The organism is Herbaspirillum lusitanum, from assembly GCF_046025995.1.
GTDB lineage: Bacteria > Pseudomonadota > Gammaproteobacteria > Burkholderiales > Burkholderiaceae_D > Herbaspirillum > Herbaspirillum lusitanum_A.
In genome coordinates, this window is record NZ_JAQQFM010000011.1 from 59352 (window position 1) to 82369 (window position 23018).

The following is a 23018-nucleotide window of genomic DNA, read 5'->3' on the forward strand; positions in this document are numbered from 1 at the left end:
ACAACACCTGAGCCCATTTCCCTTTCTTGAAAGCATCAATGAACCTGGAACAAAGACTGATCGATCTCTCGATCACCCTGCCCGCTGCGGCCGCGCCCGGCGCCAACTATGCCGCCGGCGTCATGCATCGCGACGTGGTCTGGATCAGCGGGCAATTGCCGCGCGACGGCGACCGCGTGCTGGTCTCCGGCAAACTGGGGAAGGAAGTGAGCATCGCCGAAGCACAAGGCGCGGCGCGTGCGGCATTGCTGCGTGCACTGGCGGCCTTGCGCGACACGGCGGGCGATCTGCGGCGGGTGCGCCAGATCGTCAAACTGACTATGTATGTGAATTGCAGCGAGGATTTCAGCGAGCACAGCGCAGTGGCCGACGGTGCTTCAGACCTGATCTATGAATTGTTCGGGCCGGAATTGGGCCGCCATGCGCGCACCAGCGTCGGCGTTGCGCAGTTGCCGCGCAATGCCTGTCTGGAGCTGGATATTGTGGCGACGCTGGAGGAGTAAAACGCGGCGCCGCCGATGATCTGAGTGCATCCGATCATCGGCGCCCGCCGGATTGCAAGGCTCAGGCAATACGACGCGTCGTCTGTGCATCGAACCAGTGCACCGCGCCCGCGTCGAAGCCGGCGCTGATACGCTGACCGCTTTGCACCTCAAGGCCGGCGGCGCAGCGCAGCACCAGCATCTGCGTGCCGCAGCGCGCATGCACCAGCAACTCGGCGCCCAGCGCTTCGACCAGCTCCACGTCGAGCATGATGCCGCTGCCGCCGATATGCAGATGCTCGGGACGAATCCCCAGTACGCGCTCGCCCTGCCCCTCTGCATTCGCCGTCGGCGCATGGGCCAGTTCGACCACGCCGCTGTCTTCGGCGCTTGCGCCGTCCAGCAAGAAGCGTCGTCCGTCGGCCGCCAGACGACCGCGCAAGAGATTCATCGGCGGCGAGCCGATAAAGCCGGCCACGAAGGTCGTCGCCGGCCGCGCATACACTTCCGCCGGCGTGCCGATCTGCTCGGCCACGCCCTTGTTCATCACGATCATGCGCTGGCCCAGGGTCATGGCCTCGACCTGATCGTGCGTCACGTACAAGCTGGTGGTGCGCAGACTGGCGTGCAGCTTCTGGATTTCCAGACGCATCTGCACGCGCAGTTTGGCATCCAGATTCGACAGCGGCTCGTCGAACAGAAACACCGCCGGCTTGCGCACGATGGCGCGCCCCATCGCCACGCGCTGGCGCTGGCCGCCGGACAACTGACGCGGGGTACGATCCAGCAGCGCCTGCAATTCAAGAATGCCGGCGGCGCGCTGCACGCGCGCTTCGATCTCGGCTTTCGGCAGGCCCTGAATCTTCAGGCCGTAAGCCATGTTTTCATACACCGTCATGTGCGGATACAGCGCATAGTTCTGGAACACCATGGCGATGTCGCGCTCCTTGGGTTCCAGCTCGTTGACCACACGCTCGCCGATCACGACCTCGCCGCCGCTGATTTCTTCCAGCCCGGCCACCATCCGCAACAAGGTCGACTTGCCGCAACCGGAAGGCCCGACCATCACGATGAATTCGCCGTCGGCGATATCGGCGTCGATGCCGTGAATGACATCGACCGCCTTGGCGCCCTTGCCGTAAGTCTTGCGCACCTGCTTTAACTGAATGCTCGCCATATGAGAACTCTCGACCTTACTCGTATTAATTTGCGCGCCGGGTAAAGGCGCGGCATGCATGTCCTGAAGCAAGCCGGCGCTTACTTCTCCGAATCCACCAAACCCTTGACGAACCATTTCTGCATCACCACCACGATCAGCCCCGGCGGCAGCATCGCCAGGATCATGGTGGCCATCACCATATTCCATTCCACCGCCGAGTCGCCGCCTGAAATCAGCGTCTTGATGCCGATGCCGACCGGATACATATTCTGCTGCGTGGCGATCATCAGCGGCCACAGATATTGATTCCAGCCGTAGATGAACATGATCACGAACAGCGCAATCACATTGGTGCGCGACAGCGGCCACAGCACGTCCTTGAGGAAACGCAGCGGACCGGCGCCGTCGATGCGTGCGGCCTCGGCCAGTTCATCGGGCACGGTCAGGAAGAACTGGCGAAACAGGAAGGTCGCGGTGGCCGATGCGATCAGCGGCACCGTCAGCCCGGCATAGCTGTTGAGCATGCCGAAGTCCGACACCACCTGATAGGTCGGCGTGATGCGCACTTCCACCGGCAGCATCAGCGTGACGAAGATCATCCAGAAAAACAGGTTGCGCCCGGGAAACCGGAAATACACGATGGCAAACGCCGACAGCATGGAGATGGAAATCTTGCCGACGGCGATGATCAGCGCCGTCATCAGACTGACCCACAGCATGTTGAGCACCGGCGGCGCGCTGACCTGGCCGGAGGCGCCCTGAAACAGCACCGTGCTGTAATTGTTCAGCATCTCGCTGCCTGGCAACAGCGACAGCGGCGACATGGCGGATTGCTCGGCGGTCTGGGTGCTGGCGACGAACGCCACGTAAAGCGGGAACACCACCGCCAGTGCGCCGAGAATCAGCACCAGATGGCTGACGGCATCGAGGATGGGGCGGCGCTCTATCATGGGGAGACTCTCTGCTTGTTCATGCTCATGTTCCTATTCGCGCTCATGCGTATTGCACTTTCTTTTCAACGTACTTGAACTGCACCACCGTCAGCAGGATGACCACCGCCATCAGCACCACCGACTGCGCCGCAGCGCTGCCCAGATCGCCGCCCTTGAAGCCGTCGCTGAAGACCTTGTAGACCAGAATCTCGGTGTCCTTGCCGGGGCCGCCATGGGTGGTGGCCTCGACAATCGCAAAGGTGTCGAAGAAGGCGTAGACCACGTTGACCACCAGCAGAAAGAAAGTGGTCGGCGAAATCAAAGGGAACACGATGGTAAAGAAACGCTTGACCGGACCGGCGCCGTCGATCGCTGCGGCTTCGATCAAGGACTTCGGAATCGATTGCAGCCCGGCCAGGAAAAACAGGAAGTTGTAGCTGATCTGCTTCCACACGGCGGCGATCACGATCAGGATCATCGCGTGATTGCCGTTGATCATGTAATCCCACTGGATGCCGAGTTTGCCCAGCACATGCGACAGCACGCCCAGCGAAGGGCTTAGCAGGAACATCCACAGCACGCCGACCACCACCGGCGACACCGCATACGGCCAGATCAGCAAGGTCTTGTAGATGGCGGCGCCCTTCACCACGCGGTCGGCGAAGACCGCCAGCAGCAATGACAGCGTCATGCCGAAAAATGCCACCAGCAGCGAAAACAGGCCGGTGGTCTGGAATGCCTGCAGATACGTCGGATCGCCGAACAGCGCGCTGAAATTGTCGAACCAGACGAATTCCGAATAGCCGCCGAAAGCATCCTGCAGCAGCACCGATTGATACAGCGCCTGCAGGGCCGGCCAGAAAAAGAACAGCAAAGTAACCGCGATCTGCGGCGCAACCAGCAGATAGGGAAGGTACTTAGACTTGAAGCGTGCGCGTTTTTCCACGATAGGCCGGCAATCAGGTGGGAAGAAAATACAGAAAGAATCAGGCCGGCCAGCGTCGCTAAATTAAATGCGGACGAGGAGTGCGCCTGATGCAGAAAGCTGACTCAAGCGATCAGATGCAGATCGCCCGCTGCCATCGCTGGCATGAAACAGAAACGGAAAAGCCGGCCCGCCGAATGCGCGGGCCGGCCTTGCATGCCTTACTGGCCCTTGTTGGCGCGTTCGAAACGCGTCAGCAAGTCGTCGCCGCGCTTGACTGCGCTGTCCAGCGCATCCTGCGGCGTCTTCTTGCCGGTCCAGACGTTTTCCAGTTCTTCGTCGAACACGGTGCGGATCTGCGCATAGTTGCCCAGACGCAGGCCGCGCGACTTCTCGGTGGTCTTGACGATCATCTGCTTGACCGCGACATCGGTGCCAGGATTGCGGTCGTAGAACCCGGAGGCCTTGGTCATTTCATAGGCCGCCTTGGTGACCGGCAGATAACCGGTTTCCTGGTGCCACTTGGCGGCGACTTCAGGCTTGGAGAGGAAGCCGAAGAACTTGGCCACGCCCTTGTACTCCTCGTTCTTCTTGCCGTTCATGACCCACAGCGAAGCGCCGCCGATCACGGTGTTCTGCGGTGCGCCCGGCACGTCGTTGTAGTAAGGCAGCGCGGCCACGCCGAACTTGAACTTGGCGTTCTTGCGGATATCCGCATAGGCGGAAGACGAGCCCGTGATGATCGCGCACTCGCCGGCGTTGAACTTGGCGTTGGCCTCATCCTTGCGGCCGGCGTAGGTGAAGTAACCTTGCTTGGCCCAGTTCGCCAGATTCTGGATATGGCGCACGTGCAGCGGGCTGTTCATCTTCAGGCGCGCATCGAGGCCGCCGAAGCCGTTGTTCTTGGACGCCAGCTCAACGTTGTGCCAGGTTGAAAACGATTCCAAATGCACCCAGGATTGCCAGGTCGTCGTGTATGCACATGCAGCGCCGCTGGCTTTCAGCTTGGCGGCCATGACCACCAGTTCCTGCCATGTGACAGGCGGCTTCTCAGGATCCAGACCGGCCTTGGCGAACATGTCCTTGTTGTAGAACATGGTGGTGGTGGAGCTGTTGAACGGGAAGGACATCATGCCCTTGTCGGTCGAGTAGTAACCGGCAACGGCGGGCACGTAGGCGTTGGAGTCGAACTTCTCGCCGCCCAGCTTCATCACTTCATACACCGGCTTGACCGCGCCCTTGGCGTAGATCATGGTGGCGGTGCCGACTTCGAACACCTGCAGAATGTCCGGCGCATTGCCGGCGCGGTAGGCGGCGATCGCGGCGGCCATGGATTCGTCGTAAGTGCCCTTGTAGACCGGTGTCACTTTATAGTCGGACTGGCTCTTGTTGAACTCGTCGGCCAGTGCGTTGACGCGTTCGCCGAGCGCGCCGGTCATGGAATGCCACCATGAAATTTCGGTAGCGGCAAACGCAGAAGATGCGATCGTCGCCAGCACACCGCTCGCGACCAGTTTCTTGATATCCAGTTTCATCAGGCACTCCAAAAAAGGGGTCTCGATCCTAACAACTATGTATGACAGCGGCGTTACATTAACGATGATTCACGGCACTGGCAAAGGAAATACGTACTGCTTTGCAGCAGAAAAAAAGCACGCGGCAAACGAACATGGTGCTTATGACAACGCTTGTCAGCGCGTTGCAAGCATGGCGCAAGGCAGGTGTCAGTCAACTGCGCTGCAGACGAGCAGGCCGCCACAGATCGCGGCCCGCAGCGAGCCCGGCATGCAAGATTTATAATGCGGCTTTTCGATTTTCGGATCCGGCATGAACAGGCTCAAGCTTTACGCGCTGCTGGTGCGCGCACACAAACCCATCGGCATTCTGCTCTTGCTGTGGCCGACCATGATTGCGCTGTGGCTGGCCTCGGCCGGCCGGCCGGACTGGGGCGTGGTCGCCATCTATGTGATCGGCACGGTGCTGATGCGCTCTGCCGGCTGCGCCATCAACGACTACGCCGACCGCGATTTCGACAAGCATGTGAAGCGCACCGAACAGCGTCCGCTGACGGCCGGCAAGATCAAGTCATGGGAAGCGCTGATGGTGGCGGGGGTGCTGGCGCTGGTGTCCTTCCTGCTGATCCTGCCGCTCAACGGGTTGACGAAGCAGATGTCGGTGGCGGCCGTGATCATCGCCGGCACCTATCCCTACTTCAAGCGTTTCTTCGCGATCCCGCAAGCCTATCTGGGCATCGCCTTCGGTTTCGGCATTCCCATGGCCTTCGCCTCGCTCACCAACGAAGTGCCGCTGGCAGCCTGGGTGATGCTGATCGGAAATGTGTTCTGGGCGGTGGCTTACGACACCGAATACGCGATGGTGGACCGCGACGACGATCTGAAGATAGGCATCAAGACCTCCGCCATTACCTTCGGCCGCTACGACGTACTCGCGGTAATGCTGTGCTACGCGGTGGCGCTGAGTCTGTTCTGGGCGGTCGGCTGGCAGTATGGCCTGCGCGGCTGGTTCACTGCATCGATTCTGGTGGCCTGCGGCTTCGCGCTGTATCACTACACCCTGATCCGCGACCGCGACCGCATGCGCTGTCTGGCCGCCTTCACCAACAACAACTGGCTGGGCGCAGTCATCTTCGCCGGCGTGGCGCTGGATTACGCATTCCGGTGATGCGCTGGTGATGCGCTGGTGATGCGTTGGCGAGGCCTTGACGATCTCTTGCTGAGGTAGTTGAAGGGCGGCAGCTTTACCGGCGCCGCCCTTTTCTTTTGTACCGCCAGTCGCTCATGCATCCAGCGCTTCGCTTTGCAAGAACCGCATCAGCGCGGCGGCAGCAAGCCCATGGGATTGACTGGTTTGCCGTTGCGGCGAATCTCGAAGTACAGCTTGACCTTGTCGCTGTCGGTATCGCCCATCTCGGCGATCTGCTGACCGCGCGTGACGGTCTGACCTTCCTTCACCAGTATCGTCTTGTTGTGCGCATAGACCGACAACAGCGTCGGCGTGTGCTTCAGGATCACCATGTTGCCGTAGCCGCGAATGCCGCGTCCGGCGTAAGTCACCTTGCCCGCAGCCGAAGCCAGCACTGACTGCCCGCTGCTGCCGGCGATGTCGATGCCCTTCTTGTAGCTGTCGGCGCTGGGCGCCGATTTGCCTGGCGTCGGCCAGATCCAGTCCAGCTTTTCGTCGGCGGCCAGCGGCGCTTCTTCCTTTTCCTTGGACGCCGGTTTGGCGGCGGGTCTGGCAGCCGCTGCCGGCTTGGCGCTGCGCGTCGGCGCAGTGCGCGCAGCGACGCCCACCGGCGGCCGCACGCGAATGCGCTGGCCGACTTCAAGATCATTGGGATTGGAGAGACGATTCCAGGCGCGCAGATCGCCCGGACTCTGATCGAAATCACGGCCGATGCTGTACAGCGTATCGCCGCGCTGAACCGTGTAATAGCCTTCGCTGTCGGCGGTGGATGCGCAACCGGCCAGCGTCAGGACGCACGCCGCCGCGACCGTCAGCAAGGCCGACGAAATCAGCCGGCGTGGCCGGCCGTCTGCAAAGAGGGGAAGCAAGTCGGCCCTGTCCATCAGTCCTTGCCGAACTCGTCGCCCAGTTCCTTGCCGCGCGCGGCGGCGGCTTTCAGCGCCGTCACGATGGCGGCCTTGACGCCGCTTTGCTCCAGACTGACCAGCGCCGCATAGGTGGTGCCGCCCTTGGAGGTGACGCGCTCGCGCAGCAACGAAACCGGTTCGTCGGAACGTTGCGCCAGTTCGGTGGCGCCGGCGAAGGTGGCCTTGGCCAGCTCCATGCCTTCGTCCGAACTCAGCCCCATTTCCAGGGCCGCCTGCTCCATCGCTTCCAGGAAATAAAACACATAGGCCGGGCCGCTGCCCGACACCGCGGTCACGGCGTCGATCTTGTCTTCGCTGTCGACCCACACGGTGGAACCGACCGCACGCAGAATCGAATCGGCCTGCGCGCGTTGCAGCGTCGAGACCTTGTCGCTGGCGCTGACGCCGGAGATGCCCTTGCCGATCAGCGCCGGCGTGTTCGGCATCGAACGCACGATGGCTTCATGACCGTCCAGCCAGCGCGACAGATCGGCGATGCGGATGCCGGCAACGATGCTCAGAATCAGTTGATGCGCGCCGATGAAGGGCTGCAACGCCGCCACCGCTTCGCGCGCCTGCTGCGGCTTGATGGCCAGCACGATGACGTCGCACTGCGACAGCCTGGCGGTGAACTCGGTCGCAGTGGTGACGCCGAATTGCTGCTGCAGCTTTTGCAGCGAATCGGGATTGACGTCGACCACGTGAATATTCGCGCCGCGTTCGGTGACCTTGCCCGCCAGACCGCCGACCAATGCGGTCGCCATGTTGCCGCCGCCAATAAATGCAATTTTCAATTCGACTCCTTGCTTAGGAATTTAAGTGTGTATGCCAGATTCCAAAATCGGTATGTCAATGTGCCGATGAATAATCCCGTGCGCCGAAGATCGCGCTGCCGATGCGCACGATGCTCGCGCCTTCGGCGATGGCCGCCGGCATGTCGGCCGACATGCCCATCGACAGCGTATCCAGCGCCAGACCTTGCTGCTTCAATTCGTCAAACAATGCGCGCACGCGGCCAAAGGCGGCCCGCTGCAACTGCGGATCAGCGGTGGGCTCCGGGATCGCCATCAGCCCGCGCAAGCGCAAACGCGGCAACTGCGCCACCGCTTGCGCCGCCGTCGCCACTTCATGCGGCGCCAGTCCGCTCTTGCTGGCTTCGCCGCTGATGTTTACCTGCAGACAGATGTTCAGCGGCGGCAGTTCCTGCGGCCGCTGTTCCGACAGCCGCTGCGCGATCTTTTCGCGCTCCACCGAATGCACCCAGTCGAAATGCGCGGCAATCGGCCGCGTCTTGTTGCTCTGGATGGGACCGATGAAATGCCATTCCAGCCCGGCCGCCACGGCAGCATCGCGTTGCTGCAACGCCTGCATCTTGTCCAGCGCTTCCTGTAAATAATTTTCACCGAAGGCGCGCTGCCCGGCGTGCGCCGCCTCCAGCACGGCATCCGGGCCGAAGGTCTTGGACACTGCCAGCAGACGGACTTCTTGCGGCAGACGAGCTGCGGCCAAGGCTGCGGCTGCGATCTGGGCTTGTACTTGTTGCAACTTTTCTGCGATTGAGAACATAATCCGAAAGCCGGGAGAGGCAAAACTGCTGGGGAATAAAAGAATGTGTTGATGTTTTCCTCGCAAGGATTATAAATGGACATTGCTGAACTGCTTGCATTCTGCGTCCGCAATCAGGCCTCCGATCTGCATCTTTCCGCCGGTTTGCCCCCCATGCTGCGCGTCCATGGCGACATGCGCCGCATCAATCTGCCGGCAATCAGCCCGCCTCACATGCAGCAACTGCTGGCCGGCGTCATGAATGAATCGCAGCGCCAGACGTTTGCGACCGAGCTGCAATGCGACTTCGCCTTCAGCGTGCCGGAGCTGGCGCGCTTCCGGGTCAACGCCTTTCAACAGCAACGCGGCGCCGCTGCCGTGCTGCGCCATATCCCCGACCGTGTGCCGACGCTGGAGCAACTGAAGGCGCCGGCCATCTGCGGCGAGCTGGCTTTGCGGGCGCGCGGTCTGGTGCTGATCACCGGCCCCACCGGCTCCGGCAAGTCATCGACGCTGGCGGCCATGGTGCAGCATGCCAACGAGCAGCGCCAGGCGCACATTCTCAGCATCGAGGACCCGATCGAATACATCCATCAGTCGAAGAAGTGCCTGATCAGCCAGCGCGAGATCGGCCTGCATGCGCCTTCCTTCAATGCCGCCCTGCGCGCCGCGCTGCGCGAAGATCCCGACATCTTGCTGGTGGGCGAGCTGCGCGATGCCGAGACCATACAGCTGGCGCTGACCGCCGCTGAAACCGGACATCTGGTCTTCGCCACGCTGCACACCTCATCCGCCGCAAAGACCATAGACCGCATGATCGATGTGTTCGAAGCCGGTGCACGCGACAAGGTGCGTGCCATGCTGTCGGAGTCGCTGCTGGCGGTGATCTCCCAGACGCTGCTGAAAACCAGAGACGGCAACGGCCGCATCGCCGCGCACGAGATCATGCTCAGCAGCGCGGCGATTCGCAATCTGATCCGCGAAGGCAAGACGCCGCAGATGTATTCCGCCATCCAGACCTCGGGCAGCGCCGGCATGCAGACGCTGGAAGCCAGCCTCAGCGTGCTGGCCCAGTCCGGCGCGATTTCATACGAAACGGCGCGCGCCGCTGCGCGTTCGCCGGAATACTTTCCGCTCGAAACGCCGGCACAGAATCAGGCAACGGCGGGGGCACGGCAGCAAGCACGGCCGGGGCGACAGGTTTAGAATGGCGCCATACCATTTTTGATGCGATGGCGCATGATGTCAGCAGTCCGGCTTCATCCGTTTGCTCCACCGCCCATCCAAGACCTCCCATGAAGACTCTCTACGATTTCCAGGCCACGCTGGCCGACCAGACTAAGGTGCCGTTGTCGCAATATCGCGGCAAGGTACTGCTGGTCGCGAACACCGCCAGCAAGTGCGGCTTCACACCGCAGTATCACGGACTGGAAAACATCCATCGCCAGTTTCACGGCAAGGGCGTGGAGGTGCTGGGTTTTCCATGCAATCAGTTCGGCTCGCAGGAGCCAGGCAGCGCGGAAGAAATCGGCGCCTTTTGCGAAAAGAATTACGGCGTCAGCTTTCCGCTGTTCGCCAAGATCGAGGTCAACGGCGATCAGGCCGACCCGCTGTTCGTGTTCCTGAAGAAAGAAGCGCCGGGCCTGCTCGGCAGCAAGCGCATCAAATGGAATTTCACCAAATTCCTGGTGCGCAAGGACGGCACGGTCTACAAGCGCTATGCGCCGCAAACCAAGCCGGAAGAGATGATCAGCGATATCGAGAAGCTGCTGGCGGAATAAGCCTGGCGGCGCAAATGCCAGGATCGGCAGCACGGATCAGCGCTGCAAATCGCGAATGATGCGATAGTCCTCATCCCTGGCCGGCACCAGCCGCACGGCGCGCAAATTGGTCAGCAGCGCTGTGTGCCGGCTGCTTTTGCTCTGCAGAAAAACGTTCCTGATCTTGCGTTTGATGTCGGCGCACAGTTGCCCGCGATAGACGAAGGGATCGAAGGGAATCGGCTCCGACTTCCAGAGTATGCGTATGTCATCGCGCCGCACTTTGCCGTTGGCGATGGTGGCGGCGAGATTGGAGCTGCCGACGAAGGCCGCATCGGCTTCGCGATTAAGCACTGCCAGCACCGAACTTTCCTGCGTACCGGTATACCCCAGCCGGCCGAAATAACGCTCCAGACTTGAGCCCAGCTGACGGCTGAACACATGGCGCGGAATCAGCGCGCCCGAGGTGCTGTCGGGGTCGACCAGCACCAGACTCTTGCCGCGCAAGGCCTCGATGCTGCGCTCCGGGCCTTTCTGGCGGGTAATCAATAGCGAGTTGTAAGACGCGCTCTCCTGCCCCGTCAATTCATCGCGGTACATCACGGTGGCGAAAGGCGTCACCGCCGGGTCGCTTCTGTGCGCCGAGACATAGGATGCCGGCCCCAGCCGCGCCACATGCACCATGCCCGCCAGAAGCCCCTCGATGGCCGTACCGTAAGAAGACGGCTGCACCACATCGACCGGCATCCTCAGCGCCTCCTCCAGCTCCTCCAGCAAAGGCGCCAGCAGCTCGGCATCATTGCGACCGTTGCTTTGCGGGACGAAGGAGAACTTCAGCCGATCCGGACGTTCGCAGCGCGCCGCATTCTCCGCATGCGCCATCCCAGGCAGCAGGCCCTGACTCAACGACATCATTGCCAACGCCAGCATGGCACGCCGGATGCGGAGAAGAAAAATCGAGACGGGCAAGATGCGTGTCTTCATGAGATATCGAAACTCCCTTTGCGCAACATCGGTTCCAGCTGTTCGGCCACTGCAGGCCGCTGCAAATAGAAGCCCTGCACCTGATCGCAGCCGATCACTTTCAGATGCATCAATTGTTCCTTGCTCTCAACCCCTTCGGCAATCACTTTCAGGCCCAGGTTGCGTGCCAGAGAAACCGTCGACGCCACGATCATGGCGTCGCTGTTGTCGTTGCGGATATCCCGGATGAAGCTGCGGTCGATCTTCAAGGCATACACCGGCAAGGCCTTGATGTGGCTCAGCCCGGCATAGCCGGTGCCGTAGTCGTCCAGCGCCACCCGCAGCCCCAGCTGACAGAGGCTTTGCAGCACCTGGCGCGCCAGTTCGACGTCGTCGATGAAGCAGCTTTCGGTGACCTCGATTTCAAGCAATTCCGGCGTCAGCCCATGCCGCTGCAGCTCATCGCGCACGATCAGCGGCAGGCGCTCGTCGCGCAGCTGGCGCGCCGAGACATTGATCGCCACCGGATACAACGGCAAGCCGCGCCGCCGCCAGTCGGCCAACTGGCGGCAGGCGGCGCCGATGATCCAGTAGCCGAGCGGCACGATCAGTTCGTTCTCTTCGGCCAGCGAAATGAATTCATTGGGGAAGATCAGGCCATGCTCGGGATGCTGCCAGCGGATCAGCGCCTCCATGCCCTCGATGCGGAAGGTCTGCAGATTCATCTTGAGCTGATAGTGCAGGCAAAATTCATCAGCCTTGATGGCGGAACGGAAACGCTGCAACAGCTCCAGTCCGCGCGCCGCCGAGGCATTCAGCGAGGCGTCATAGAAACGGTACAAACCGTGGCCGGCGGACTTGGCGACATACATCGCGGCGTCGGCGTTGGTGAGCAATTCGTCCACGCTCTGACCGTCGCGCGGATAGAGCGCGATGCCGATGCTGGGGCTGGTCTCGACGTCCTTGCCTTCCAGATCGAGATAGGGCTGACGGACGGCGCGCACCAGCGTGGCGGCGATTTCGGCGATGCGCTCCTCGCTATGGATTTCCGACACCAGCATCACGAACTCATCACCGCCGAGGCGCGCCACCAGATCGTATTCGCGCAAGGAAGCGCGCAGACGCTCGGAGACCGCCTTCAGCAAGGCGTCGCCGACGGCATGCCCCAAGGTGTCGTTGATCAGCTTGAACTTGTCCAGATCCATGAAAAACAGCGCGTACAGATTGCGGCTGCGGCGCGCGCGCGCCAGCTCGGTGCTGGCGATTTCATAGAACAGCATGCGGTTCGGGATGCCGGTCAGATAATCGTGCGAGGCCAATTGATAGGCGCGCGACTTTTCTTTTTCCAGTTGCGCGATCAGGCTGCTCTTCTCGCGCTCGGAATACACCAGGCGCTCATAAAGACGACGGCGCCGATGCGCGATATTGATCCAGCCCATGGTCAGCAGGATCACCAGCACCGAAATCGCCAGCGCCTGCAGATAGTATTCGCGGTGCGCCTGCTGCAGCTTGCCGAACACGCGTTCGGGCGGCCGGCTCACGACCACCGCCAGCGGGTAATGTTCCAGCGTGCGCTGTACGCCGATGAACTGCTGCGGCTCGCCGTGCTGGCCGGCCGCGCTCATGCCCTCGGCGCTTTGCCTGCCGCCCTTGGCTTCTTTCAGAAAGGTGGCGTACTCCTGGCCGGCGTAGTTGGAACCGCCGCTCAGGCTGCCGTCGCTCAGATCGGCCAGTTGCAGACCGGCGGCATTGAGAATTTCTATGCGGCTGCCGCCGCTGGTGCTGACTTCCTGATAGGTTTTCAGGAAGTAGCCGAGATCGAGAATCGCGCTGAAGAATCCGCGCAGCTCGCCATCGCCCTTGCTCAATGGGATCAACAGCGGCACGCGCCAGCTGAAACCCTCGCGCCGGATCGGCGGACTGATGATCATGGGATTTTGCTGACGCGAGCCGAGCAGCGAGGCAACGTAGGCGGCGTTGATCAGCTTTTCAAATTCAGGCTCCTGCTTTTGACGCGCCGAGGAATACACCAGCCGCGCCTGCGCATCGAACACGGCAATGCGCAGATAGGCGGAGTCGCCGATGAACAGCGGACTGAGGTAATCGGAAGCATGCGGATCGCCGTCCAGCAAGGACTGGCCTATGCGCGAATACAGCAAGGTGCGGCTCAGCACCTCATCCAGATTGGCGGAAACGATGGCGGCGACATTGCGGCTGTCGGCCAGCGAGCTCGACACGGCCAGCTTGTTTTCATTGTCGACGCGGGTGAAGGTGATGATCCACAGCACCGCCAGCAGGCAAGCGGCCAGCATCACGAACCCATAGGAAAGCCCGCGCCCCTCCTGAATCGCATTCAGAAGCCAGGCCGGCCGGCGAATAACTTTCGAGCGCAAACCCCCACCCTTCGATCAGTGGCGCACGCTGTTCTGTTTCGCATCGGAGCAGCCTGCCCGGCGAATATTCTGCAGCGTTGCGCCCTTGTTGGCTCTATGCAGTCGAAGCAGGGTATAGGGCAAATATTTCAAGTTGATGACAAATCCGGACTGGCGCCGGAGCGAGCCGAAGCGCTTGCATGAAGAGCAACTTTTGATTGTGTGCAGATGCCGGCGCAGTGGATTCGCACCGGTTATGCAATACTTTGGCCCGGTCAACCTGAAGCGCCCTGCTTTACACGATGCAACTTCTCGCCCTGTCCGGCAGCCTGCGCGCTGCCTCCTCCAACGCCATCCTGTTGCAAGCCTGCCGGCGTCTGGCGCCGGACAATGTGCAGATCATGCTGTATACCGACATGGGTCTGCTGCCACACTTCAATCCGGATCTGGAAAACCAATTGCCGCCGATTGTGGCGGACTTGCGCAGCCGCATCGCGCAGGCCGACGGTCTGCTGATTTCCTGCCCCGAATACGCGCGCGGCATTCCCGGCTCATTCAAGAATCTGCTGGACTGGCTGGTGGCCAGCACCACCTTTCCCGGCAAGCCGGTGATGCTGCTCAATGCCTCGCCGCGCGCCTGCGCCGCACAGGCGGCGTTGCGCCTGGTGCTCAACACCATGTCGGCGCAACTGATAGACGAAGCGGCGATCACCGTGCAATTGCTGGCGAAGAATATGGATGAACAACAGGTCGCGGCGGATACGGAGATCGCGGTGCAGCTCACGCAGGGCTTGCAGGCATTCGTCCTTGCGATACGAAAACACCAAGAGACGACTGCAAATCCATAGCAAAGGAGTGGAAGCGAGCCGCTGATATCACAGGCGCGATGGCTACGCTAGCGGCGCTGTCCCTCTTGCAACGGCCAGCGACCATCCATGATTTCCACGCCCACGGCGCCAAACCCGGGCTGCATGAAATAGCTCAGCGCATGATCGATCCGGCCATCGGCAAAGCGCACCTCGATCTCATGCCGCGTGTAGAGATGCGGCACTTCTTCCAGAACATCCAGTCGCGCCAGCGTATCCGCATCGACCTGCCACACTTCGCCCTCCACGCAGCAAGGGCCGTCGGCCCTGAGCATGGCCGGATAAAAATCCAGCGCAATAAATTTCCAGCGGATGACGCTGCTCGCCGGGCCGATCAGGCAAGCATGCGGCCCCAGCACGGCGTGATTGCACTGCCCACTCTTGAGGGTGCCGTAGACGAAGACCTTGTATTGCATGCCGCACCGATCAAAAAATCATTGGCTTGCTGACTTACCGGCTCAGACCGTGTGACGATAAGTGCTGTCGCCATAAGGGGCGGCGATAAATTCAGGCAAGGCTTCTGCTGCCGCCGACAGCGCACTCAAGGCCGGATAAGCTGCCGCATCCACGGTGCCCGGAATCATCTTCTGCGTAAAATGCCAGGCCACCGCCGTAGTCAGCGCCGCCTGATCGATGCTGGTGCTGCTCAGCTGCGTGCCGCTCTCCGAGTATGCCATTTCCAGTGCATCGTAAGCCGCATGCAACTGGCCGGTGACGCGCTCCAGCCATGGTTCATGCAGTTTCTCGGCCGGCCGCAAGTTGTGCTCATAGACAATCTGCACGCTCTTCTCGCAGGCCGCCATTGCCAGCCCGGTCAGCCGCAGCGAGCGTTGCAGACCGGGCAGGTCGCTCGGCACCAGACTACGGCCCGACACCGAAGCCGACAGCGCTTCCGCGTATTCAAGAATCAGAATCGAATCCATCAGCACTTCGCCATCGCTGCACACCAGCGTCGGCGCCTTGACCACCGGATTGATCTGCTGAAATTGCGGAAAGGTTTTGAATACCGACACCGATTGATGTTCAAAACGCAGATCAAGCAGTTGTAAGGAAATGGCGACGCGACGCACGAATGGCGAATCGAGCATACCGATCAGTTGCACAAGAATCTCCCGTTGGATGAATGTCTGATTATTCTGGATGGGTGCAGAGGGGGAAATCTTACTTGAAGCGTGGGCTTCTGTCCCTGATGGTTACAGGAGACCGCTAAGACACCATGTGCAGCTTGATTCCACAAACGAAAACAGGGCGATGCATCTGCATCGCCCTGCTCTCTCTTCAATCTGCGTTGACTCGCTTGCGCTCATCAATTGCGGAGTGAATTGTCGATTAGTTCTTCGACTGATCGACCAGCTTATTGGCTTTAATCCAAGGCATCATGGCGCGCAGCTTCTCACCCACGACTTCGATCTGGTGCTCAGCATTGATGCGACGACGCGACAGCAGGGTCGGCGCGCCGGCCTTGCTTTCCAGGATGAAGCTCTTGGCGTATTCGCCGGTCTGGATGTCCGCCAGCACCTTCTTCATGACTTGCTTGCTCTCTTCGTTGATGATGCGCGGGCCGGTGACGTATTCGCCGTATTCCGCGTTGTTCGAGATCGAGTAATTCATGTTGGCGATGCCGCCTTCGTAGATCAGGTCGACGATCAGTTTCAGTTCGTGCAGGCATTCGAAGTAGGCCATTTCAGGCGCGTAGCCGGCTTCCACCAGGGTTTCGAAACCGGCCTTGATCAGTTCCACGGTGCCGCCGCACAGCACGGCTTGTTCGCCGAACAGGTCGGTTTCGGTTTCTTCGCGGAAGTTGGTTTCGATGATGCCGGCACGGCCGCCGCCGTTGGCGGTAGCGTACGACAGGGCGACGTCACGGGCGGTGCCGGACTTGTCCTGATGCACGGCGATCAGGTGCGGCACGCCGCCACCCTGGGTATAGGTCGAGCGCACGGTGTGGCCGGGAGCCTTAGGCGCGATCATGATGATGTCCAGATCGGCGCGCGGCACGACCTGGCCGTAGTGAATGTTGAAGCCGTGTGCGAACGCGACGGTCGCGCCTTGCTTGGCGAACGGTGCAACGTTTTCTGCATAGACCTGACCGATGTTTTCATCCGGCAGCAGGATCATGATGACGTCGGCTTCTTTGACCGCGTCGTTGACTTCAGCCACGTTCAGGCCGGCGTTCTTGGCCTTGTTCCACGATGCGCCGTCCTTGCGCAGACCGACGGTCACCTTGCAGCCCGAGTCCTTCAGGTTTTGCGCGTGCGCGTGGCCTTGCGAACCGTAACCGATGATGGTCACGTTCTTGTTCTTGATCAGGGACAGGTCGGCGTCTTTGTCGTAAAAAACTTTCATGATTTTTCCTCAATAGGGTGGTGTCGCGCGGAGCGCATGGTTTGTTCTTGCGCAAGCAGCAAGCGCTGAGCGCGCCCCCGGAAACAACTGAGGTGCGGCACTCGCGGCGAGACTGCAGGTGCGATTTTTATTAAGCGGTCGAGATGGTCAGATCAATTAATCGAACCACTCAGGCGGCATACGCAGGCATCGCCTGATCGCGTACATGTGGAATATCCAACTGACGCAATTTGCGATACAGCGAAGCGCGGCACATTCCCAGCTGCCGTGAAGCGGCGGAAATATTCCAGCGACTGCCGACCAGCGCATCGATAACGCGCGCGCGCTCGTCCCTGAGCGGATTGCCGGATAGGCGGGACGGTGATTCCGACGCCACGGCTTGTGGCACGATGCGACGGACATTGGAAGCGTGGCCGACGAGTTGGTCGAACTCCACTGCCTGGAACTGCATTAATTCTTCGGGCAAATCGTGCATCTCGATGCGGCCGTCGTTCATCACGGCACAGCAATAGCGGATCACGGCATGCATCTGGCGCAGATTGCCCGGCCAGCGATAGGCCAGCATGGCGCCCAAGGCGGCCGGCGCAATCGTCTCGTCACCGGCTTCCTCAGCGTCCAGCGCCAGCTCGTCTGCGATCATCTGCATGATCAGCGCACGGCGGTCGGCGCGGTCGCGCAGCGAGGGCAGACGCAGCACGCCGCCGGCGATGCGGTAATACAAATCTTCGCGGAAGCGGCCTTCGCCGATCAGCGTCTTCAGATCCTGATGGGTGGCGCAGATCAGTTGCACATCGACCGATACCGGGTGAGCAGCGCCGAGCGGAATCACTTCGCGCTCCGACAACACGCGCAGCAAGCGCGTCTGCAGGGAAAACGGCATGTCGCCGATTTCATCGAGGAACAGCGTGCCGCCGTCGGCCTGCTGCACCTTGCCCTTCATGCCGCCCGGCAGCGCGCCGGAAAACGCGCCCTTGCAATAGCCGAACAGTTCGCTCTCGGCCAGACTCTCGGGGATCGAGGCACAGTTGACCGCGATCCAGTTGGCCTGACGGCGTTCGCTGTAGGCATGCAGGGCGCGCGACAGGAACTCCTTGCCGGTGCCGGTCTCGCCGAGAATAAGAATGGGAATGCCGCGGTCGATCAGGCGCTTGCCGCGTTCGATCAGATCCTGCATGACGGCATCGCCGCCGGCCAGCTGATCCAGTTCGCGGTAATGCGACTGCCGCGCCGCGCGCGAGCCGCGCGAGGTACGGGAAATGCGGGTGGCATTGGCTGTTCTGACGTGGTTTTTTGCCAAAGGTAGGGCTACCGTTTGTGTCGGCATGATTGTCTCCTGTCGTGAACTGCTTTTTTCTTATCTGCGGCGATTCTGCACGCTTGTGGCGTATGTCCGCCTGTCAGGTAATCGCAAGTTTTACTACCTGTGCATCGGAGAATAACGAGCTTATCTGATAACTTCCAATACAATATAGAGACGAAATTAATACCTTGAAGGTATCAGATGATCGAATTGCGCCACCTGACATATTTCCGCACCGTAGCAGAAACCCTGCATTTCGGTCGCGCTGCGGCCTTGTTGCATATCTCGCAACCTCCGCTCACACGCCAGATTGCGGCACTTGAGAAGGAGCTGGGCGCGCAATTGTTCGACCGCAGCAAACGCAGCGTGCAACTGACCGCCGCCGGCAAAAATTTTTACAGAGACACAACAGAAATCTTCAAGGCACTGGAGCGCGCCAGACACAATGTGATCACCAGCAGCACCGGAAAAAGCGGTTCGCTCAAGGTCGGCTTCATGATGTCGTCGGCGTATAACATCCTGCCCTCGGTCACGCGCCACTATTCCGCGGCCTTTCCCGAGGTCGACATGCGGCTCAGCGAATACGTGCCGAATCTGCTGGCGACCGACATCGAGGACGGCAAGGTGGATGTCGGCATCATGTACCGCCCCGAGGACTGCAGCCGGCTCGACAGCCTGACCATCTTTTCCGAGCCGCTGCTGGCGGTGCTGCCGAAGTACCATCCGCTGGCCGGCAAGCCCGCGATTTCGGTGGCAGAGCTGGCCGAGGATTCCTTCGTCAGCATTCCGCGCACGATTGCGCCGGTGGTGTTCGACATCATCGTCAATCATTGCCAGTCCAACGGCTTTCGTCCGCGCATCAAACTGGAAGCCAATCTGCAGCAGACCATCGTGAATCTGGTGGGCGAAGGGCTGGGCGTGGCGCTGGTGCCCGCTTCGATGCAGGCCATGCATCTGGACACCACGGTGTTCAAGCCGCTGATCAAGGCGCCCATGGTTGAGGTGGCGGTGATCTGGAACAAGGAAAATCGCAACCCCTGCGTGCGCACCTTCGCCGATACGGCGGTCGAGGTGTGGCGCAAGGTGAAGCCGGCTGCTTATAAATAAGTAGTCGTCCGCCATAAAAAAAGCCCGCAGCGTGAAACGAGCGGGCTTTTAACTGCAATCAGACCGGCATGCAAGACGCCGGCCGATGCGGTCAACACATCAAACGCAGCGCAACGACAAGCCGCCATCCACGATCAGATCCAGACCGGTGATGTAACGCGCATTGTCGGAGGCCAGAAACAGCGAGGCATGCGCCACGTCCCAGGCGTCGCCCATGAAGCCCATCGGGCATTGGGCATTGCGCTTGGCGCGCATTTCTTCAATGTCGCCGCCGTAAGAAGCCTTGAGCGGCTCGCGGATCATGGGCGTATCCATCAAACCGGGCAACACGCAGTTGGCGCGGATGCCCATTGGCGCGTATTGCATGGCGACGTTCTTGGTGAAGGCCAGAATCGCCGCCTTGGTTGCGGTGTAACCCAGATAGGGGAAGCCAATCCAGCGCAGCGCCGCCAGCGAGGAAATGTTGACGATGGCGCCCTTGCGCTGCTTTTCCATGATCGGCAGCACGAACTTGTGGGTCAGGAACAGGCTGGTCTGATTGACCGCGACCAGACGATTCCAGCTCTCTTCGCTGGTCTCGACCGGGCCGCCGGTTTCGGCGATGCCGACATTGTTGTGCAGCACGTCGACGCGGCCGAAATGATCCATCGCCGCCTGTGCAATCGCCTGCACGTCTGCGCTCTTCGACACGTCCGCCGCAATCACTTCGCACACGCCGCCTTCGCCGCGGATGATGTCGCGGGTCTGCTGCGCTGCCTCGATGCTGCGATCCACCGCCAGAATGCGGGCGCCTTCACGCGCATACAACGCTGCCGCCGCCTTGCCGTTGCCCCAGCCTTCACCGACCGAACCGGCGCCGGTCACGATCACAACCTTGTCTTCCATCAAGCGTTTCATTGCCGTCTCCTGATTTGAATTAGATGCTCAGCACGCCAGCGGCGGCGAAACCGCCGTCGACCGGAATCGTGTGGCCGGTGATATACGAGGCTTCATCGCTGGCCAGGAAAGTCACGGCGGCGGCGATTTCATCGGTGCTGCCGTAACGACGCATCGGCACCGTCTGGTCGTAGCTGCGGCGGGTTTCGTCGGAGTGCACGGCGCGCGTCAATGGGGTGTCGACCGGGCCCGGCGCCACGCTGTTGGCGGTGATGCCATGCGGCGCCAGTTCGATTGCCATCTGACGGGTCAGACCGATCACCGCCGACTTCGAGGTGCCGTAAGCAGTGCGGCCGGCGCCGGCGCGGATGCCGGAGATCGACGAGATGTTGATGATGCGGCCCCACTTGTGCTTCAGCATCAGACGCGCCGCGTGCTGGCCGGTCAGCATCACGCCGGTGACGTTGATGTTCATGGTCAGCAGCCAGTTGTCGAGCGGGAATTCGAGGAAGGGAAAGGTCTTGGCGATGCCGGCATTGTTGACCAGCACGTCGCAACGTCCGTAATCCTTTTCGACGGCGGCGAAGGCCTGTGCAATCGACTCCGAATTGCCCACGTCGATCTGCAGCGGCGCGGCCGAGTGGCCGGCGGCGACCAGCTCGTCGGCGGTCTTGCGGGCGGCCTCGACGTTAATGTCGGCCACCAGCACCTGGAAGCCCTTGGCCGCCAGTTGCGAGGAAATTGCAGCGCCGATGCCCATGGCTCCGCCCGTCACGAGCGCCACGCGGGCGCCGCTATTGTTCTGATTCATTTTTTTGTCTCCGAGGATGGCGGCCCGCTGAGGAACAAATGCGCGGACCGCCGTTGGAATTACTTGGATGGGATTAGTCGATCATCACAGGAAGCCGATGGAAATCCATGGCACGAAGGCGACCACGATCAGTGCGACCACCAGCGCCGCCAGATAGCCCCAGACACGATTGAATACCTTGTCCGGAGAAACCTTGCCGATCGCGCAGGCGGCGTAGAAGCCGACGCCGAACGGTGGTGCAAACAGGCCGATACCCATCGCCAGAATCACCACCATCGCATAGTGCACGTCATGCACGCCCAGCGAACGCGCCACCGGGAACAGCAGCGGGCCGAACAGCACGATCGCGGGAATCCCTTCCAGCAGGCTGCCGAGGATGATGAAGATGACGATCGTGATCAGCAGGAAACCCGTACCGCCGCCCGGCACGCCTTGCATCAGCGCCACCAGCTTGGCCGAGAAACCCGACTGCGTGAGCGCCCAGGCCATCGAGGTAGCCATGCCGATGATCAGCAGAATCGCGCCCGACAAAGCGGCCGATTCGATCAGCATCGGATACAGGCGCTTGAAGTTCAGATGGCGCGTGAACATGTGCATGATCAGGCCGACCACGATGGTATAGGCAACACCGATGGTGGCGACTTCAGTGGCGGTAGCGACACCTTCGATCACCGCCACGCGGATCAGCATCGGCAGCGCCAGCGCAGGAATCGCCGCAATCAGCGTCTTCATGATCAGCGACATCGGCGCACGCTTGACGTCCGGCATCGGTTCACGACGGGCACGCATCCAGCAGACAATACCGATCGCAATCGTGGCAATCGCCGCCGGCATCAGGCCGCCGATGAACAGCGCCGTGATTGAGACGCTACAGACTGCGCCGATGGTGATCAGCACCAGGCTGGGAGGAATGGTTTCGGTCATGGCGCCCGAGGACGACAGCAAGGCCACCAGTTCTTCCGGCTTGGAGCCGCGCTTTTTCATTTCAGGGAACAGCGCCGGCGCAATCGCCGCCATGTCGGCCGCCTTGGAACCGGAGATGCCCGACACCAGGAACATCGCGCCCAGCAGCACATATTGCAGACCGCCGCGCACATGGCCCAGCAGCGAGGCCATGAAGTCGATCAGGGTCTTGGCCAGGCCAGACATTTCCAGCAGCGAACCGAGCAGCACGAACAGCGGCACCGACAGCAGAATCAGGCTGGACATGCCTTCATCCATGCGGCTGACCACAATCATCAGCGGCGCGCCGGTCGCCAGGGCCAGATAGGCCATGGTCGCGGTGCCGAAGGCAAACGCAATCGGAATCCCGCCGGCCACACAGACGCCGATCAGCAGCACGAAGAACACGATCAGGTTGTAGTTGCCCATCGCCAGCAGCATCGGCTTGCCCAGCCACAAGGCGCCGGCCACCACGGCCACGACCGCCAGTGCCGAAGCCAGTTGCTTGATATTGGCCATGGCAGCCATGCGCGACACCGCCGCCAGCAGCATCAGGATGGCGCCCACCGGCAGCGCAGCAGCGCGCAGACCATCGGGAATCTCCAGCGCCGGCGTGGTAATCGCCATCTGTTCGACCGAGTGGTCCACCGCCGGGTGGATGATCATCAGCACGAAGATACAGACCACCAGGGCCGCGACTGTTTCCAGCCACACGCGGCCCTTGTCGGACATTTTGTTGATGATGGCGGTCAGCCGCATGTGCTCGCCGCGATCCAGCGCCAGCACCGAGCCCAGCATCGAGAGCCAGATGAACAGGATGGAGGCCAGTTCATCGGACCAGATGAGCGGATCGTGCAGCGCGTAGCGATAGACCACGCCGACGAACAGCACCACTGTTTCAGTCACGACCAGCGCCGCAGCCACCGCGCCCACCACGTGCATGACCACGCGGTTGATCGTTGTGAGCAGACGCGCCAGCGGATTCATGTTCACCGGCTCGCGGTAAGTCATTGCAGCTTCC

21 protein-coding genes and 1 pseudogene are annotated in these 23018 nt (G+C 61.1%); 6 read left to right on the forward strand and 16 right to left on the reverse strand.

Annotation, left to right across the window (positions count from 1 at the left end; genetic code table 11):
* Positions 1-38: 38 nt before the first annotated feature.
* Positions 39-503, forward strand: coding sequence for a RidA family protein (locus PQR62_RS21940; protein ID WP_408160175.1), 465 nt, complete (start codon positions 39-41; stop codon positions 501-503).
* 61 nt (positions 504-564) lie between these two features.
* On the opposite strand, the gene PQR62_RS21945 is transcribed toward PQR62_RS21940, so the two are convergent.
* The 4 genes from PQR62_RS21945 to ugpB all read right to left on the reverse strand — a co-directional run bounded on the left by PQR62_RS21945 (position 565) and on the right by ugpB (position 5033).
* Complete coding sequence (locus tag PQR62_RS21945) at positions 565-1659, reverse strand: sn-glycerol-3-phosphate import ATP-binding protein UgpC (RefSeq protein WP_408160176.1); 1095 nt, start codon at positions 1657-1659, stop codon at positions 565-567.
* Between the two features lie 80 nt (positions 1660-1739).
* Positions 1740-2591 carry a sn-glycerol-3-phosphate ABC transporter permease UgpE gene (gene ugpE / locus PQR62_RS21950; protein WP_408160177.1) on the reverse strand — a complete coding sequence of 284 codons (852 nt, stop codon included), beginning with the start codon at positions 2589-2591 and terminating at the stop codon, positions 1740-1742.
* Positions 2592-2634: 43 nt separating this feature from the next.
* Positions 2635-3519, reverse strand: a complete 885-nt coding sequence (gene ugpA / locus PQR62_RS21955) for a sn-glycerol-3-phosphate ABC transporter permease UgpA (RefSeq protein WP_408160178.1) — start codon at positions 3517-3519, stop codon at positions 2635-2637.
* A gap of 200 nt (positions 3520-3719) precedes the next feature.
* A complete protein-coding gene (gene ugpB / locus PQR62_RS21960) occupies positions 3720-5033 on the reverse strand; it encodes a sn-glycerol-3-phosphate ABC transporter substrate-binding protein UgpB (RefSeq protein ID WP_408160179.1) in 1314 nt (437 codons plus the stop codon).
* A gap of 292 nt (positions 5034-5325) precedes the next feature.
* Between ugpB and ubiA the strand changes: the two genes are divergently transcribed.
* The gene (ubiA, locus tag PQR62_RS21965; RefSeq protein WP_408160180.1) at positions 5326-6180 is read left to right on the forward strand and encodes a 4-hydroxybenzoate octaprenyltransferase; all 855 of its coding nucleotides are present in this window, start codon (positions 5326-5328) and stop codon (positions 6178-6180) included.
* 149 nt (positions 6181-6329) lie between these two features.
* Here the strand turns inward: ubiA and PQR62_RS21970 are convergent, their stop codons facing one another.
* From PQR62_RS21970 to PQR62_RS21980, 3 genes are read right to left on the reverse strand one after another with little or no spacing between them, the layout of a single operon-like run.
* The gene (locus PQR62_RS21970) at positions 6330-7070 is read right to left on the reverse strand and encodes a peptidoglycan DD-metalloendopeptidase family protein (RefSeq protein ID WP_408160181.1); all 741 of its coding nucleotides are present in this window, start codon (positions 7068-7070) and stop codon (positions 6330-6332) included.
* A gap of 14 nt (positions 7071-7084) precedes the next feature.
* Entirely contained in the window at positions 7085-7903 is an 819-nt protein-coding gene (gene proC / locus PQR62_RS21975) for a pyrroline-5-carboxylate reductase (protein WP_408160182.1), read from the reverse strand.
* Between the two features lie 55 nt (positions 7904-7958).
* Entirely contained in the window at positions 7959-8675 is a 717-nt protein-coding gene (locus tag PQR62_RS21980; RefSeq protein WP_408160183.1) for a YggS family pyridoxal phosphate-dependent enzyme, read from the reverse strand.
* 75 nt (positions 8676-8750) lie between these two features.
* Between PQR62_RS21980 and PQR62_RS21985 the strand changes: the two are divergent.
* Together PQR62_RS21985 and PQR62_RS21990 are read left to right on the forward strand one after the other, a co-directional pair.
* A pseudogene (locus PQR62_RS21985) lies at positions 8751-9785 on the forward strand (type IV pilus twitching motility protein PilT); the annotation flags it as partial.
* Between the two features lie 164 nt (positions 9786-9949).
* A complete protein-coding gene (locus tag PQR62_RS21990; protein WP_408160184.1) occupies positions 9950-10435 on the forward strand; it encodes a glutathione peroxidase in 486 nt (161 codons plus the stop codon).
* 36 nt (positions 10436-10471) lie between these two features.
* Here PQR62_RS21990 and PQR62_RS21995 read toward each other — a convergent pair whose 3' ends face one another.
* Complete coding sequence (locus tag PQR62_RS21995; protein WP_459251866.1) at positions 10472-11344, reverse strand: phosphate/phosphite/phosphonate ABC transporter substrate-binding protein; 873 nt, start codon at positions 11342-11344, stop codon at positions 10472-10474.
* A 50-nt stretch (positions 11345-11394) separates the two neighbouring features.
* Positions 11395-13770: a bifunctional diguanylate cyclase/phosphodiesterase gene (locus tag PQR62_RS22000; protein ID WP_408160186.1), complete on the reverse strand. Its 2376-nt coding sequence runs from the start codon at positions 13768-13770 to the stop codon at positions 11395-11397.
* A 281-nt stretch (positions 13771-14051) separates the two neighbouring features.
* On the opposite strand from PQR62_RS22000, the gene PQR62_RS22005 reads away from it, so the two are divergent.
* A complete protein-coding gene (locus PQR62_RS22005; RefSeq protein WP_408160187.1) occupies positions 14052-14597 on the forward strand; it encodes an NADPH-dependent FMN reductase in 546 nt (181 codons plus the stop codon).
* A 47-nt stretch (positions 14598-14644) separates the two neighbouring features.
* On the opposite strand, the gene PQR62_RS22010 is transcribed toward PQR62_RS22005, so the two are convergent.
* The 4 genes from PQR62_RS22010 to PQR62_RS22025 all read right to left on the reverse strand — a co-directional run bounded on the left by PQR62_RS22010 (position 14645) and on the right by PQR62_RS22025 (position 18285).
* On the reverse strand, positions 14645-15031 hold the full coding sequence (locus PQR62_RS22010) for a gamma-glutamylcyclotransferase family protein (protein ID WP_408160188.1): 387 nt from the start codon (positions 15029-15031) through the stop codon (positions 14645-14647).
* A gap of 42 nt (positions 15032-15073) precedes the next feature.
* Positions 15074-15718 (reverse strand): glutathione S-transferase family protein, encoded by a 645-nt coding sequence (locus PQR62_RS22015; protein WP_408160189.1) that lies wholly within the window; start codon positions 15716-15718, stop codon positions 15074-15076.
* Positions 15719-15944: 226 nt separating this feature from the next.
* Positions 15945-16961 (reverse strand): ketol-acid reductoisomerase, encoded by a 1017-nt coding sequence (gene ilvC / locus PQR62_RS22020; RefSeq protein WP_408153607.1) that lies wholly within the window; start codon positions 16959-16961, stop codon positions 15945-15947.
* Between the two features lie 169 nt (positions 16962-17130).
* Positions 17131-18285 carry a sigma-54-dependent Fis family transcriptional regulator gene (locus PQR62_RS22025; protein WP_408160190.1) on the reverse strand — a complete coding sequence of 385 codons (1155 nt, stop codon included), beginning with the start codon at positions 18283-18285 and terminating at the stop codon, positions 17131-17133.
* A gap of 177 nt (positions 18286-18462) precedes the next feature.
* On the opposite strand from PQR62_RS22025, the gene PQR62_RS22030 reads away from it, so the two are divergent.
* Positions 18463-19368, forward strand: a complete 906-nt coding sequence (locus PQR62_RS22030; protein WP_408160191.1) for a LysR family transcriptional regulator — start codon at positions 18463-18465, stop codon at positions 19366-19368.
* Between the two features lie 99 nt (positions 19369-19467).
* Here PQR62_RS22030 and PQR62_RS22035 read toward each other — a convergent pair whose 3' ends face one another.
* The 3 genes from PQR62_RS22035 to PQR62_RS22045 all read right to left on the reverse strand — a co-directional run bounded on the left by PQR62_RS22035 (position 19468) and on the right by PQR62_RS22045 (position 23008).
* The gene (locus tag PQR62_RS22035) at positions 19468-20265 is read right to left on the reverse strand and encodes an SDR family NAD(P)-dependent oxidoreductase (protein ID WP_408160192.1); all 798 of its coding nucleotides are present in this window, start codon (positions 20263-20265) and stop codon (positions 19468-19470) included.
* Positions 20266-20284: 19 nt separating this feature from the next.
* Positions 20285-21055 carry an SDR family NAD(P)-dependent oxidoreductase gene (locus PQR62_RS22040; RefSeq protein WP_408160193.1) on the reverse strand — a complete coding sequence of 257 codons (771 nt, stop codon included), beginning with the start codon at positions 21053-21055 and terminating at the stop codon, positions 20285-20287.
* 84 nt (positions 21056-21139) lie between these two features.
* Positions 21140-23008 carry a TRAP transporter large permease gene (locus tag PQR62_RS22045; protein ID WP_408160194.1) on the reverse strand — a complete coding sequence of 623 codons (1869 nt, stop codon included), beginning with the start codon at positions 23006-23008 and terminating at the stop codon, positions 21140-21142.
* Between the last annotated feature and the right edge of the window lie 10 nt (positions 23009-23018).